Origin of the sequence: Paludisphaera rhizosphaerae, assembly GCF_011065895.1 — a bacterium.
In the GTDB taxonomy this organism is placed as follows: Bacteria; Planctomycetota; Planctomycetia; order Isosphaerales; family Isosphaeraceae; genus Paludisphaera; species Paludisphaera rhizosphaerae.
The window spans coordinates 73,659-87,475 of the sequence record NZ_JAALCR010000016.1; the positions used below are offsets into that span (position 1 = coordinate 73,659).

At 66.8% G+C, this 13,817-nt stretch carries 11 protein-coding genes; 6 read left to right on the forward strand and 5 right to left on the reverse strand.

All coding sequences use genetic code 11. From position 1 onward, the window contains the following. Positions 1-134: 134 nt before the first annotated feature. The 6 genes from G5C50_RS20495 to G5C50_RS20520 all read left to right on the forward strand — a co-directional run bounded on the left by G5C50_RS20495 (position 135) and on the right by G5C50_RS20520 (position 5,173). Entirely contained in the window at positions 135-740 is a 606-nt protein-coding gene (locus G5C50_RS20495; RefSeq protein ID WP_165072415.1) for a hypothetical protein, read from the forward strand. A gap of 69 nt (positions 741-809) precedes the next feature. Continuing rightward, on the forward strand, positions 810-1,868 hold the full coding sequence (locus G5C50_RS20500) for a sugar phosphate isomerase/epimerase family protein (RefSeq protein ID WP_165072417.1): 1,059 nt from the start codon (positions 810-812) through the stop codon (positions 1,866-1,868). 54 nt (positions 1,869-1,922) lie between these two features. After that, positions 1,923-3,071, forward strand: coding sequence for a Gfo/Idh/MocA family protein (locus tag G5C50_RS20505; RefSeq protein WP_165072418.1), 1,149 nt, complete (start codon positions 1,923-1,925; stop codon positions 3,069-3,071). A gap of 39 nt (positions 3,072-3,110) precedes the next feature. Continuing rightward, positions 3,111-3,959 carry a sugar phosphate isomerase/epimerase family protein gene (locus tag G5C50_RS20510; protein ID WP_165072420.1) on the forward strand — a complete coding sequence of 283 codons (849 nt, stop codon included), beginning with the start codon at positions 3,111-3,113 and terminating at the stop codon, positions 3,957-3,959. Between the two features lie 29 nt (positions 3,960-3,988). Continuing rightward, positions 3,989-4,630: a thermonuclease family protein gene (locus tag G5C50_RS20515; RefSeq protein ID WP_165072422.1), complete on the forward strand. Its 642-nt coding sequence runs from the start codon at positions 3,989-3,991 to the stop codon at positions 4,628-4,630. 6 nt (positions 4,631-4,636) lie between these two features. Continuing rightward, positions 4,637-5,173 (forward strand): DUF2721 domain-containing protein, encoded by a 537-nt coding sequence (locus G5C50_RS20520; RefSeq protein WP_165072423.1) that lies wholly within the window; start codon positions 4,637-4,639, stop codon positions 5,171-5,173. Positions 5,174-5,193: 20 nt separating this feature from the next. On the opposite strand, the gene typA is transcribed toward G5C50_RS20520, so the two are convergent. The 5 genes from typA to G5C50_RS20545 all read right to left on the reverse strand — a co-directional run bounded on the left by typA (position 5,194) and on the right by G5C50_RS20545 (position 13,798). Beyond that, positions 5,194-7,020, reverse strand: coding sequence for a translational GTPase TypA (typA, locus tag G5C50_RS20525; protein WP_165072425.1), 1,827 nt, complete (start codon positions 7,018-7,020; stop codon positions 5,194-5,196). 571 nt (positions 7,021-7,591) lie between these two features. Further along, positions 7,592-9,025 carry a phospholipase D-like domain-containing protein gene (locus G5C50_RS20530; protein ID WP_165072427.1) on the reverse strand — a complete coding sequence of 478 codons (1,434 nt, stop codon included), beginning with the start codon at positions 9,023-9,025 and terminating at the stop codon, positions 7,592-7,594. 90 nt (positions 9,026-9,115) lie between these two features. Beyond that, on the reverse strand, positions 9,116-11,503 hold the full coding sequence (locus tag G5C50_RS20535) for a glycoside hydrolase family 95 protein (RefSeq protein WP_206107779.1): 2,388 nt from the start codon (positions 11,501-11,503) through the stop codon (positions 9,116-9,118). A gap of 24 nt (positions 11,504-11,527) precedes the next feature. Beyond that, positions 11,528-12,490 (reverse strand): DUF6807 family protein, encoded by a 963-nt coding sequence (locus tag G5C50_RS20540; protein ID WP_165072429.1) that lies wholly within the window; start codon positions 12,488-12,490, stop codon positions 11,528-11,530. A 3-nt stretch (positions 12,491-12,493) separates the two neighbouring features. Then, the gene (locus tag G5C50_RS20545; RefSeq protein WP_165072431.1) at positions 12,494-13,798 is read right to left on the reverse strand and encodes a Gfo/Idh/MocA family protein; all 1,305 of its coding nucleotides are present in this window, start codon (positions 13,796-13,798) and stop codon (positions 12,494-12,496) included. Between the last annotated feature and the right edge of the window lie 19 nt (positions 13,799-13,817).

A 13,817-nucleotide genomic window follows, 5' to 3' on the forward strand; every position in this document is an offset into this window, starting at 1 on the left:
GCCGGACCGGCCGCCTTCGCGCGGTCGGTCCGGCGCGGCGTTCGCAATCCCGTCTAGAGAGCCTCTTCCCCCGATCGAAGGTGATTCCCGAGTTGATCTGAAACGACCACCGAATGTCCCGAGGAAGCCCCGCGATGGACGACCAAGGCTGGTGCGATCCGGACGACTTCGACGACTCTGTCCGCGACGGCGTGAAGCAGGAACTCTCCCCCGGCGAGTGCCTGCTCTGGGCCGAGCGGCCGACGCTCCCTCGGATGCGGCGCGTGCGGTTGATCCCGCTCGCTTTCGTGGTCGTGCTCACCGCTCTCTCGGGGGTATCGCTCGCGGGGATGCTGGGCGTGCTGAATCAGGCGACCATCAACCCCTGGGCCGTCGTGGCTGGATTCGGGCTCGCCCCGGCGACGATCGGGACGCTCATCATGCTGGACGCTCTCTACCGGACCGGCTCCTGGATGTCTCGTCGCTGGACCCTGGCCCGGACGGTCTACGCGATGACCGACCAGCGCGTCATCATCGGCCGGTTCGACCCGACCGACGGCCGGCTCGACGCCTACTCGATCATCCCCGGCCTGATCGCGGATACGACTCCGTTCGAGTATCCCGACGGCACCGGCGACCTCCATTTCGAGGGTCTCGGCGCGATCGTAAGAGGCCCGATCGGCTTCTTCGGCATCCGCCGGGTCCGTAACGTCGACCGTTTGCTGCGCGAAACGCTTATCGACCCCTTCCCCCGCTGGTGACGCGACCTCGGGGCTGATTTCGAATCAAAACGCTTCCCTCTCTTCAAGCCATCGAGCCGAGGCCGTCCGATGACCGCGACCCACACGCACAATTTCCCGAAGCTGCACAACGCCGCCTGGCCCGGGGTGGTCGGCAAGGGGAGCGAGGGGGGAGACCCCTGCATCGACCTCGACGTGATGCTCGACCTGACGGCCGCCGCCCAGGTCGACGGCGTCAAGTTCGACGGGTTCGACCTCTTCCTGTTCGCCCCCCACGTCGACATCGACTCAACCGACGACCAGATCAAGCAACTGGCCGAAAAGGCGTCGAAGCGTCACCTGACGATCGGCTCGGTCGTCGCGCCGGTCTGGCCGCCGACGGGGGGCGGTTCGGCGATGGACGAGGGCGAGGGCCGCAAGAAGTTCCTGGAGCAGGTCCGCAAGGGCTGTCGAATCGCCAAGAAGCTCCGCGAGCTGGGAATTCGCCCCTACGGCGTCGTCCGGCTCGACTCGGCGTGCAGCCCCGAGGCATGGTCGGCCGACCCTGACGGGAACCAGGCCAAGATCGCCGAGACCTTCCGCCAGGCCGCTGCGATCGCCAAGGATCACGGCGAGAAGCTCGCCGCCGAGGGGGAGATCTGCTGGGGAGGCATGCACTCCTGGCGCAAGATGCTCGACCTCCTGGAGCGCGTCGATCAGCCGGACGTCCTCGGCTTCCAGGCCGACATGGCCCACACGCTCCTCTACACCCTCGGCGAGAACGCCCCCGAAGACCGCATCCTCCCCAAGAACTACGACTGGCACGACAAGCACGTCCTCGACGAGGCCCTGCGGACGCTGACGGACGCCCTCCGTCCCTGGACGCTCGACTTCCACGTCGCCCAGAACGACGCGACGGTCTTCGGCTCGGGCTCGCACGACCACACGGGCCGCCACTGCCTGGCCAACGATCCCAACGGCAAGCTGGACATCCCCCACCACGCTGGTTTCTGGCTCCGCGACGAGACCGGCCGGCCCACCCGGAAGTTCAAGCACATTTGCTGGGACGGCTGCATGTTCCCCAACGACGTCATGATGAAGCCCCAGACCTGGAACGACATCCTCGCGACCATGATCCAGGTCCGCGACGCCCACGGCTGGTCCGCCTGAGCCCGACCGAGCCGCCGATCCCTCCTGCATCCGAATATGAGAACAGGTGACGATATGTCCGAGAAGAAGCTTCTGAACATCGGCCTCGTCGGCTACGGCTTCATGGGCCGGACCCATTCCAACGCCTACAAGCGCGTCAATGATTTCTTCGACCTCCCGTATCGCCCGGTGCTGAAGGCCGTCTGCGGTCGCGACAAGACCGCCGCGCAGGCGTTCGCCGAGAACTGGGGCTATGAGTCGGTCGAGACCGACTGGCGGAAGCTGATCGAGCGCAAGGATATCGACGCGATCGACATCTGCACGCCGAACAACACCCACGCCGAGATCGCCATCGCCGCCGCCGAGGCCGGCAAGATGATCCTCTGCGAGAAGCCCCTCTCCATGGACCTCGTCCAGGGGCAGGCGATGGTCGACGCCGTCGAGAAGGCGGGCGTTGTGAACACGGTTTGGTACAACTACCGTCGCGTTCCGGCCGTGACGTTGGCCAAGCAACTCATCGACGAGGGCCGGCTCGGAAAGATCTTCCACTACCGCGCTGAGTTCCTCCAGGACTGGACGATCTCCGCCGATCTCCCCCAGGGCGGCGCGGGGCTCTGGCGTCTCGATTCGGCCGCGGCCGGCTCGGGCGTCACCGGCGACCTGCTGGCCCACTGCATCGACACGGCGCTCTGGTTGAACGGCTCGATCAACAGCGTCTCCGCCATGACCGAGACGTTCATCAAGGAGCGGAAGCACAGCCTCACGGGCAAGGTGGAGAAGGTCGGCATCGACGACGCCTGCGCCTTCCTCTGTCGGTTCGACAACGGCTCGCTCGGCCTGTTCGAGTCGACGCGCTACGCCCGGGGTCACAAGGCCCTCTACACGTTCGAGATCAACGGCGAGAAGGCGTCGATCAAGTGGGACCTCCACGACCTGCACCGGCTGGAGTACTTCGATCACGGCGACGACGGCATCCTCCGCGGCTGGCGGTCGATCCACGTCACCGACGGCGACCAGCCCTACATGAAGCACTGGTGGGTCCCCGGCCTCCAGATCGGCTATGAGCACACGTTCGTGCATCAGGTGGCCGACTTCCTGGAGAACCTGGCCTCCGGCAAGTCGACCCCGCCGACGTTCCGCGATGCGCTGGCCACCCAGGCGGTCTGCGACGCCGTGCTCGACTCGGCCGACAATCGGAAGTGGGAGACCGTCGTCCCCGTTTGAGGATTTGGTTGCGCGTCTCCCATCGCAAGGATCGTCGATATGAAGACCGGTATGAACCTGTTGCTGTGGACCGACCACGTCACCGAGGCCCAGGACGGGGTGCTTGAGTCGATCAAGGCGATCGGCTTCGACTCCGTCGAGGTGCCGATCTTCAATATCGACGATCATGCAGCCTACAAACGCCTGGGAGGGCGGCTGAAATCGCTGGGGCTCTCGGCGACGGCCGTCACGGTCATGGGGGGGCCGGAGATCAACCCGATCTCGTCCGACCCCAAGGTTCGTGATGCGGCCGTCGCGTATCTCGACCGGGTGCTGGAGTGCGGCCAGCAGTTCGGCTGCGAGATCCTCTGCGGCCCGCTCCACTCCACGATCGGTCTGTTCTCAGGCCGAGGGCCGACCGACGACGAGTTCCAGTACGGCGTCGAGACCCTTCAGAGGGTCTCCGAGAAGGCCGAGGCTCGCGGCATCCGGTTGGCCGTTGAGGCGCTGAACCGGTTCGAGTGCTACTTCCTGAACACGGCCGCCCAGACGGAGGCGTTCATCCGCGCGGTGAACCACCCGTATTGCCGGATGATGTTCGACAGTTTCCACGCGAACATCGAGGAAAAGGACCAGGCCTCGGCGATCCGGTCGTCGGCCGAGGAGACGATCCACGTCCACGTCTCGGAGAACGACCGCGGCACTCCGGGGACCGGCCAGGTGGCCTGGGACTCCTTTTTCGACGGCCTGAGCCAGACCAATTACGACGGCTACCTGACCATCGAGGCCTTCGGCCTCGCCCTCCCGGCGCTGGCGGCGGCGACCCGGGTCTGGCGGCCGCTCTTCCCCGACGCCGAGGGCCTTTGCCGCGACGGCCTGGCGTTCATCAAGAAGAACATAGGCCAATAAGCTTGGCCGTTCACGTTCCGGGAGGCTCCATGTCCGAGCGTTTCACTCGAGGTCGAGGTCTCGCCGCCGCCGCGTCCATGCTGGTCGTCGTCGCAACCGCCGGCGCGCAGCAGGCGCCCGCCACGGCTCCCGGCGCACAGGCCCCGGCCGCGGCCAAAACGCCGGCGACTCCCCAGCCTCGACCGCATGGCCAGCCGCTCAACGTCGATCCCTCGACCGTCACCGTCGACGACGGCGACACCGTCGTGATCCACTGGCCGGGCGGCGATGTGGAGACGGTCCGCATCCTGGGCATCGACTCGCCCGAGACCCGCCACGACGAGCACAAGATTCCCTACGACCAATCTTTCGGCCAGGAGGCTCGCGCCTTCGCCCAGGGAGCCTTCGCCACGGCGACGACGATCCAGCTCGTCCGCTCGGCCACGCTCGACCCCTACGGCCGGACGCTCGGCTATCTGCTGGTCAACGGCAAGAACTACTCGGTCCTCATCGTGAAGGCGAAGCTCGCCGAGGAGACGGTCACCTTCTACGGCGACAACGGCCTCCCCGGCCTCGCCGCCGAGGTCCTCGCCACCGCCAAGGCCGCCGGCCCGATGCCGTTCGAGCCGCCCCATGTGTATCGCAAGCGGATGCGAGCGGTGTCGGAAGCGGCCCCGGCTCCGCAGCACTGATCCACCATGCCCGTCGCCGTTCCCAGCACCTACGAAACGCTCTCCGCCATGATCACCCCCGCGCTGTTCATGACGGCGACGGGGTCGTTGATCATCTCGACGTCCAACCGGATGTCTCGGATCGTCGACCGGATCCGCCAGCTCAACCAGGAGGCCGACGACCTCGGCCGCGGGGCGAAGCAGGTGGATTTCGTGGAGGAGCGGCTGGAGCACATCTCGGTCCAGCTCGATCGCATGATCGAGCGGAGCGACACCATTCGGCTGGCGCTGACGGTGCTCTACTCGGCCCTGGCGATGTACGTGGGAACGAGCCTCACGCTGGCGCTCGACGCGCTGGCCGGCGGCTGGTTCCTCGTCGTGCCGACGACCCTGGCCATTCTGGGCGTCGGCCTGATGCTGGCCGCCTGCGTGTTGTTGATCCGCGAGGCGCGGATCGCGCTGCGGAACAACCGGCTGGAGATCCTCTTCTACCAGAAGCTCCGCAACCTCCGCGCAGCGAAACCGGCGGCGTCCTCCACGGAGGAATCGCCGCCGGCCGGTTAAAAACTCCGGATCGATCGGCGTCAGACGCCGACCTTCTTGCCGGCGCGGCCGGACCGCTTGCGGCCTTCCTCGGTCAGCACCTTCTTGCGGAGGCGGACCTTGGTGGGGGTGATCTCGACGAGTTCGTCGGACTCGATGTATTCGAGGGCGTACTCGAGCGAGATGTCGCGGGGGGGCTTGAGCAGGATGTTCTTATCCGAGCCCGAGGCCCGCATGTTGGTCAGCTTCTTTTCCTTGCAGGGGTTGACCACCATGTCGTCGTCGCGGGCGTTCTCGGCGATGATCATGCCCTCGTAGGTGTCGTCGCCCGGGGCGACGAACATCGTCCCGCGCTGCTGGAGGTTGTCCAGCGCGAAGCCGACGACCTGCCCGCGCACCATGCTGATCATCACGCCGTTGGCCCGCGAGGGGATCTCACCCTTCAGCGGCCGGTAGTCGTGATAATTGTGGTGCATGATCGCCTCGCCCTGGGTGGCCGAAATCAGCCGGCTGCGGAGGCCGATGAGGCCGCGGGCGGGGATCAGGAACTCCAGGTGGGCGTAGGCCCCCTTGACGTCCATCTTGCTCATCTCGCCGCGACGGCTGCCGACCAGTTCCATGACCGGCCCGATGTGGGTGTGCGGCACGTCGACGACCAGGAACTCATACGGTTCGTAGTCGACGCCGTTGATCTTCTTGATGATGACCTCGGGCTTGCCGACCGAAAGCTCGTAGCCTTCGCGGCGCATCGTCTCGATCAGGACCGAGAGGTGCAGCAGGCCGCGGCCCGAGACGATGAACGCGTCCAGGTCCTCGGCCGGCTCGACCCGCAGCGCCACGTTGGATTCCAGCTCGCGGTCGAGCCGGTCCTTGATGTGACGGCTGGTGAGGTACTTCCCCTCGCCGGTCAGCGGGGAGTCGTTCACCGAGAAGAACATGCTCAGCGTCGGCTCGCCGACCTCGATGCGAGGCAGGGCCTCCGTGACCTCGGGCGAAGCGATCGTGTCGCCGATCTCGACCGTGGAGAGGCCGACGATCGCCACGATGTCGCCGGCCTCGGCCTCCTCGACCTCGACGCGGCCCAGCTTGTCGAACAGCAGGACGCCGGTGATCGAGCCGGGGACGACGGCCTCGCCGCGCTTCAGGAGGTTCGCCCGCTGGCCGCGCTTGACCTTGCCGGTCGAGATCCGGCCGATGGCGATTCGGCCGACGTACTCGGAGTAGTCCAGCGTGGTGCAGACCATTGAGAACGGCTTGTCGAGGTCGACCTCGGGGCCCGGCACCTTCTCAAGGATCAGGTCGAAGAGGGGCCGCATGTCGCCGGAGGTCGCCTTGGGATCGTCCGAGGCGAAGCCGGTTCGGCCGGAGGCGAAGATGTAGGAGAAGTCCGCCTGCTCCTCGTTGGCGCCCAGCTCGACGAAGGTGTCGAAGATCTCGTTGAGCACTTCCTCGGGGCGGGCGTCGGGCCGGTCGACCTTGTTGATGACCACGATCGGCTTGATGTGGCACTCAAAGGCCTTGCGGAGGACGAACTTCGTCTGCGGCATCGGCCCTTCGAAGGCGTCGACCAGCACCAGGGCGCTGTCGGCCATCTGCAGGGTCCGTTCGACCTCGCCGCCGAAGTCGGCGTGGCCCGGCGTGTCGATGAGGTTGATTTTGACGTCGCCGTAGTTGATGGCGATGTTCTTGGCGAGGATCGTGATCCCGCGCTCGCGTTCCAGGTCGTTCGAATCCAGGATCCGCTCGCCCTGCAACTGCGAGGCGCGAAACTGGCCGGACTGGCGGAGCATCGAGTCCACGAGCGTCGTCTTGCCGTGGTCGACGTGCGCGATGATCGCCACGTTCCGGATGTCGTCCCGTCTCTTCATCTTAATCTTGGCCCGGGTCCCATGTGTCGAGGCGTATGTGCGGCCGATCCCAAATCAGAAAACGGCCGCGAGCCCAGTAGCCCACCGCCGCTCCGCCAATCCGAAGCCATCTCCGCTTCCCCCTAATGGTACGAAAATGACCCCGAATTGATCCAGAAGGAAAATGCAACCGGATTATGTGTTCAGTAGGCAGCGCGATCTCGGATCGCCGACGGCTCCGTCCCATCGAACACGACGGGCATCCCAATCGAGTTCGAGCGCAGACCGCTCGGGTTGCACACGGAGCGGAGGAGTCAAGGGGGACTGGCTCCGCAGCGCAGCGGAGGTGCCTGTCCCCCTTGGCTCGTCCCCCTTGGCTCCGAAGCGGCCTCGGGGATGCCCGGAGAAAGGGGACAGGCACCCGGCCGCCAGGTTGATACCAAGGGCCGAGGCGCTTTCGCCGGGAGCCAGTCCCCTTTCTCCTCCGCCGTGTGCGGTCGCCGCTCTCGACGGGTGCTCGTCGGCAAGCCATTTGGGGCCAATGGCTTGCGTCTGGTGGACTTATTGCTGCGGGCTCGCGTCCCGTCATCGCTTACAGCAGCGGCGCGAAGAGCCGGACGACGCTTTCGACGATCTCGCGGGCGCCGCCCGGCTTGGGCTCGTAGACCGTGCAGCCGCCGGCCAGCCGCTCGATCCATCGGGCGACCTCTTCGGCCCGATCCGAGGCGAAGAGGTAGAGGGCGACCTCGTAGTTCAGGAAGAGGCTGCGGTAGTCCATGTTCGCCGATCCGATCACGGTGAGACGATCGTCGAAGAGGACGGCCTTGGCGTGGAGCATCGTCGGCCGGTAGAGCAGCACCTCCGCGCCGGCTTCATAGAGGTCGCGGATATAGCCCTCGCGGGCGAAGTCGGTGATCGGGTGGTTGGAGCGCCTGGGGACGATCAGGCGGACGTCCACCCCTCGGCGCGCCGCCAGAACGAGGGCCCGAACGAGCATCTCGTCGGGGACGAAGTAGGGAGTGACGATCCAGACCCGTCGACGCGCGAAGAAGATCAGCGAGAGTAAGGACTCATAAAGCGGGTCCCCCTCGACGTCGGGGCCGCTGGCGACAACCTGAACCATGGCGGAGCCCGGTTGAGGGCTTTCCGTCGTCGGAGGTTCGCCCGGAGGGTGAGGCGGTCGGCGACGACTGGCGGCGAGTTCCTCGCCCGTGGCGAACTTCCAGTCGGATCGGAAGAGCCACTCCAGGTCGTCCACCGCCGGACCTTCGACGGCAACCGCCAGGTCTCGCCAGCGGGCGTGGTCGGGGAGCGGCCCCATGTAGGCGGCCGCCAGATTCATCCCCCCCGTGACCGCCGTCCGGCCGTCGGCGACGGCCACCTTGCGGTGGTTTCGCAGGTTGGCTCGACCCCGGAACGGGATGTGGAACATCGGCATGAAATAGGCGACGCGGCCGCCGGCCTCGATCAACGGCGCGAGCTTTCGGCGCCGCAGCCACCAGGAGCCGACGTCGTCCAGCAAGAGGCGAACCCTCACACCGGCTTCCGCTCGGCGGGCCAGGGCCTCGATCAGGGCCTGGCCCACCTCGTCGTCGCCCAGGATGAACGTGGTCACGTACAGGGTGGAATGCGCCTCCTGGATCAGATCCATCATCCGGGCGAACGTTTCCTCGCCCGTCTCTAGAAGCTCGACGCGATTCCCCGGTTTGGCCTCCGGAACGCCGAACGACCGCAGCAACCGCTCGGTGTCGAGGTCGATCGCCGGGGCGAGTCGCTGAGCCGAGCCCGCGTAGACCGGCGCTTTGCGGGCCGCCAGCCGGCTCATCTTCCGACCGCCGAAAATGATGTACAGCGGCACGCCGATGTAAGGGGCCAGGATCACGGCCAGCAGCCAGGCCATCGTGGTGGCCGGCGACCGCTTCTGCCGGAGCAGGTAGGCGACGAAAACGATCGCGAGCGTGAAGCCGAGCAAGGTCGTCAGCTCGGCCGAGATCCAGTAGTACGCCCTCTCCAGGACCTCGCGCAACGTTCCGGCGACCTCCGTCCAAGACGCGCCGACGGCTGCCCGCCCTTCGAGCGAACCGCCTTCACGCCTCAACGAAAGGCTACCAGCGCGTCAGGGCGACTTCGACAGGGCACCGGCTTCCAGCGTGCGGACCTCGCCGGGCTGGGTCGTCAGGTCGAGGACCTGATCCCGGTATCGAATCCGGCACTTCCCGCCACGGTCCGAGCGGACCACGGCGCGAGCCAGAACGCCTCCGTTCCAGGCGAGGTCGACCTCGAATCCGCCGCGGGCGCGGAGGCCCGTCACGGCGCCCTTCGGCCACGCCAAAGGCAAGGCGGGAAGCAGCTCGATCTCTCGCGAATCGGGATCGTCGGTTGGGCGGAGATGGCTCTGGAGAAGCAGTTCCGCGACGCCCCCCGTCGCGCCGAAGTTGCCGTCGACCTGGAACGGACCGCACTTGTCGAGCAGGCTCGGGAAGGTGCGGCGAGCGAGCTGGATCTCCAACTGGCGGAACGCGAAATCGCCGTCGTGGACCCGGGCCCAGAGCGGAATTCGCCAGGCGAAGCTCCAGCCGGTGTTGCCGTCGCCGCGCCAGCCGAGCAGAACCTTGGCGGCGTCGAACGACTTCAGGTCGGCCGGCGTCAGGTCCCAGCCGGGGAACAAACCCCACAACGGCGACATGTGCCGATGCTTATCGTTGGGCTTGTCCATGTCGACGATCCACTCCTGGAGCTGGCCGTGGCGGCCGACCTGATTCGGAGGGAGTCGACGCCGTACGTCCGCCAACTTGGCCATCAGGTCGGAGTCGACGCCCAGCAGGCCGGCGGCCTCGATCGTGTAACTCAGAAGTGAGCGGATGAGCTGGGCGTCCATCGTCGGCCCGTAACAGAGCGGGTCCTGCTCGGGCGAGATCGAGGGATTCGTGACGAGCCACCCCGTCCTGGGGTCGGGCACGAGGTAATCGACGAAGAAGAGCGAGGCCCCCTTCATCGCCGGGTAAGCTCGGCGAGCCAGGAACTCGCGGTCGCCCGTGTACAGATAGCGATCCCAGAGGTGATGGCAGAGCCAGGCGCCGCCGGTCGGCCAGACGCCGTCGATGTTGTTGATCGGGGCCGTCCCGCGCCAGAGGTCGGTGTTGTGGTGCACGACCCAACCCCGCATGCCGTATTGTTCGCGAGCCGTGCGCGATCCGCTGACGATCAGGTCGTCGATCATGTCGAAGAGCGGCTCATGGCATTCGGAGAGGTTCGTCGCCTCCGCCGGCCAGTAGTTCATCTCGACGTTGATGTTGGTCGTGTACTTGCTCCCCCACGGCGGGTCCAGGAGTTCGTTCCAGACCCCCTGGAGGTTCGCCGGTTGCGAGCCCAGTCGACTGCTGGCGATCAGCAGGTAGCGGCCGAACTGGAAGTAGAGCGCCGCGAGCGCCGGGTCGACCCGAAGCCCGATCGAGGCGCCCGATTCCGTCCCGCGAGAGGCGGGCGAGGACGCTGTCAGCGCGTTGTAATCCTTCGAGATCCGATCGACTCGACGATCGATGGGCCAGTCCGCCCGTTCGTCCCGTCCAAGATCCAGTGTCACGCGACGGAAGAGTTTCCGGTGGTCGGCCACATGGTCGGCCCGAAGCGACTCGTAGCTCTTGGACCCCAGACGAGCGAGCGTGGCCTCGCAGCGGGCCGCCGGATCGGCGGTGACGTCCTCGAAGGTCTTGAAGCTGGTGGCTGCCGACAGAACCATCGTCACGGCGTCGGCTCCCTCGATGCTCACCCCCGAGTCGTCCACCAAACAACGTCCGCCGGCATTGAAGACCCGCAGGCGAGACTCGAACCGGAGGCCGTCGTTGCGGACATGGCCGGACATCGCGAGCGTATCGATCCCGATCGCTCGCGACTGCACAGCCTCGTGTGGGCTCGTGGTGTTGGCTTGGAAGCTCACGGCGCCCTTCCGGTCGGCCTCGATGCGAACCACGATGACCTGGTCCGGGTAGCTGGCGAAGACCTCGCGCCGGTAGGTTACGTCGCCGACTCGATAGGTCACGCGAGCGACGGCCGAGTCGAGGTCGAGTTCACGTCGATAGTCGACAGCGCCTTCATGACCGGGCGTCCGAATGTGCAGGTCGCCGAAGGGCTGGAAGGCTTCCTGGTGGATCGGGTCGCTGAGGAACGAGCCGCGGACGATGGGGGCGGCCTCCTTGTCCTTGCCCTCGAACAGCAGCCGGCGAATTTCGTCCAGGTGGCCGCGAGCGCCCGCTCGGACGTAGTCGTGAGGCTTGCCCGTCCAGAGGGTGTCCTCGTTGAACTGGATCCGATCGTCGGCGACGTTGCCGAAGACCATCGCCCCCAGGCGTCCGCAACCGATCGGCAGGGCGGTCTCCCACTGCTTGGCCGGCTCCGAGTACCAGAGGCGAAGGTCTCGGCTCGGTTCGTCCGCAAAACAGAGCAGGGGCACCGCGAGCAACAGTCCGCCGATCATCGACGCGCGGGATGCCTGGGAACGCTTCATGAGTCGGCTCCTCGTCGCTGCATTTCAGGGCCTCGCCGGAGCAGGCCGCCGGGAGAGTTCTTCGAGGTACGCCCGATGGAATCCGCTCGGGTCGATCGGATCCGCGGTCGGAGAGGCGTGGAGGAAGACGCCGAAGCCCAGTTTGAACGTCTCGCCCGGCTTGACGACGACCCGGCTCTCCGGCCCCTTCGTGAGCGCCTTGCGACCGAATGGGTTGGCGACGGCCAGCCCGTAGTCGCGAACGTGGAACCAGCTCACGCGAAAATTGGCCGGGTCGGGGATCAGGCTCGCGCCCGCCCAGTGGCCGTCGACGACCCCGCTGTAGTCGCACCAGGCGGTGGCCTTGCCGCGGACGCCCTTCTCGTCGCGGTCTCCCTCGGTGTCCATGATCCGCCCGCCCCCTTTCACCGAGAGCGGTGTGGCGACGCGGAAGCCCAGGCCCATCTCCTCCTGGTCTCCGAAGACGAGATCGCCGTCGACCGCCGTGAACTCGGACTGGAGCGCGAGGAGGTAGCCGGACGACCGAGCGACGACCGTGACGCGGCCGACCTCGCGAGCATAGATCGCCCCGCCTGAAGTACGCCGATAAACGTTGCGGACGACGAAGGAGCCCCGGCCCTCGCCGCCGGTCGGTGGTTCGACGAAAGCCTCGTGCTCGATGGGCGCCTTGTTCCGCCAGGAGTCGGACCCCGAGAGGTCGCCGAACGCCATCCAGAGGCCGGGGTGGAGGTCGGCGTGGTCGACGGGATCCTTGCCCGCGATCGGCGGATGGTTGCGCGAGAGCTGAACGCCGCCCGGGCCGAACAGGTGGCTGAAATGCGGCCGAGGGATCGTGGAGTCCTGGTAGACGTAGGTCGCCACGGGGGAGCCGTCGGCCGTGATCCGAATTCGGCCGGGCTCCTGGTGGAACTCGACGTTCGGCTCCGCCGCGCAGGCTGCGGCCGTAAGGCCAAGGACGAAGACGAGGCCGCTGACAGGTCGATTCATCGATCAGGCTCCGCGGGGGACGGCCCAGTGGCCCTGGCGGTAGGATCGGCCCAGGAGACGATCGGCCTCATCGTCGCCCTTGATCCGCTCGGTGGCCGGGTCGAACTGGATCGTGCGGCCGACGCGGGCCGCGATATTGCCGAGGTGGCAGAGGGACGTCGACCGATGGCCGGTCTCGATGTCGGCGGCCGGGGCGCGGCCTTCGCGGATGGCCGAGACGAAATCAAGCTGGTGGTCGGGGACCTTCGGAAGCTCTCCCTCGACGGGCCTCGGCTTCCCCTGACGGTCGAAGAGTTTGACGACGCCCCCCTTGCAGAGGATCATCCAGCCCTCGGTGCCGTAGAAGATATCGCCGTTTTCCTCGCCGTCAGGCTGATAGGGGGACCAGATCCGCATCTCATAGATCAGTTGACGGGGACGGCCGGAGGGCGAGGCGCCCGGGTACTCGAACACGACGTTCTGGGTGTCGGGGAACTGCTGGTCGTCGTCGAAGAAGCACTTGGAGCCGATCGCGGCGATCCTGGCGGGATGCTCGTTCACGCCCAGGCCCCAGCGGGCGATGTCTAGCTCGTGGACGCCGTCGTTCCCCATGTCGCCGGTGCCGAAGTCGTGCCACCAGTGCCAGGTGTAATGGTGACGGTTCGCCTGGAAGGGGACGAAGGGGGCGGGGCCGACCCAGAGGTCGTAGTCGAAGCCCGGCGGCGGTTCCGACGGAGATGCACGGCCGATACTGTCGCGGCGCTGGACGTCGAACGCCTTGGCCACGAGCACCTCGCCGATCGCCCCCTCGTGGAGCAGCCGGATCGCGCGGAGGACCATCGGATTGGATCGGCTCTGCGTGCCGAGCTGGACCGTGCGGCCGGTGCGTCGAGCGGCCTCGACCATCAGTCGGCCTTCGCGAAGGTTGTGCGAGCAAGGCTTTTCAACGTAAACATGCTTCCCCGCGTCGACCGCGAGGATGGTCGCCGGCGCGTGCCAGTGGTCGGGGGCCGCGACGGTGACGGCGTCGATCGAGCGGTCGTTCAGAACCCGACGGAGGTCCGTGACTACCTTCGGGGTCTTGCCCGTGGCCTTGGCCACCGCCTGAGCGGCGGCCGCCGCGCGTGCCTCGTCGGGGTCGCAAACGTAGCCGACCGTCACGTTCTCCAGGGCGGCGAACTTCTTTATGAGCGACGTCCCCTGCCGCCCGCAACCGATCGCTCCCAGTGTGATCGAATCCGCCGCGCTGGCCTGGCCCGGCAACGCCGCGACGGCGGCCAGGCCCGCCACGGCCCCTCCCTGCGTCAGGAATTCTCTTCGGCTCGTCATCTTCCGTCTCCACGAGGAA

Coding starts and splice junctions, on each gene's coding strand:
- G5C50_RS20500 (WP_165072417.1), top strand. CDS start 810: ATGACCGCGACCCACACGCACAATTTCCCGAAGCTGCACAACGCCGCC.
- G5C50_RS20545 (WP_165072431.1), bottom strand. CDS start 13,798: ATGACGAGCCGAAGAGAATTCCTGACGCAGGGAGGGGCCGTGGCGGGC.
- G5C50_RS20535 (WP_206107779.1), bottom strand. CDS start 11,503: ATGAAGCGTTCCCAGGCATCCCGCGCGTCGATGATCGGCGGACTGTTG.
- typA (WP_165072425.1), bottom strand. CDS start 7,020: ATGAAGAGACGGGACGACATCCGGAACGTGGCGATCATCGCGCACGTC.
- G5C50_RS20510 (WP_165072420.1), top strand. CDS start 3,111: ATGAAGACCGGTATGAACCTGTTGCTGTGGACCGACCACGTCACCGAG.
- G5C50_RS20520 (WP_165072423.1), top strand. CDS start 4,637: ATGCCCGTCGCCGTTCCCAGCACCTACGAAACGCTCTCCGCCATGATC.
- G5C50_RS20505 (WP_165072418.1), top strand. CDS start 1,923: ATGTCCGAGAAGAAGCTTCTGAACATCGGCCTCGTCGGCTACGGCTTC.
- G5C50_RS20540 (WP_165072429.1), bottom strand. CDS start 12,490: ATGAATCGACCTGTCAGCGGCCTCGTCTTCGTCCTTGGCCTTACGGCC.
- G5C50_RS20515 (WP_165072422.1), top strand. CDS start 3,989: ATGTCCGAGCGTTTCACTCGAGGTCGAGGTCTCGCCGCCGCCGCGTCC.
- G5C50_RS20495 (WP_165072415.1), top strand. CDS start 135: ATGGACGACCAAGGCTGGTGCGATCCGGACGACTTCGACGACTCTGTC.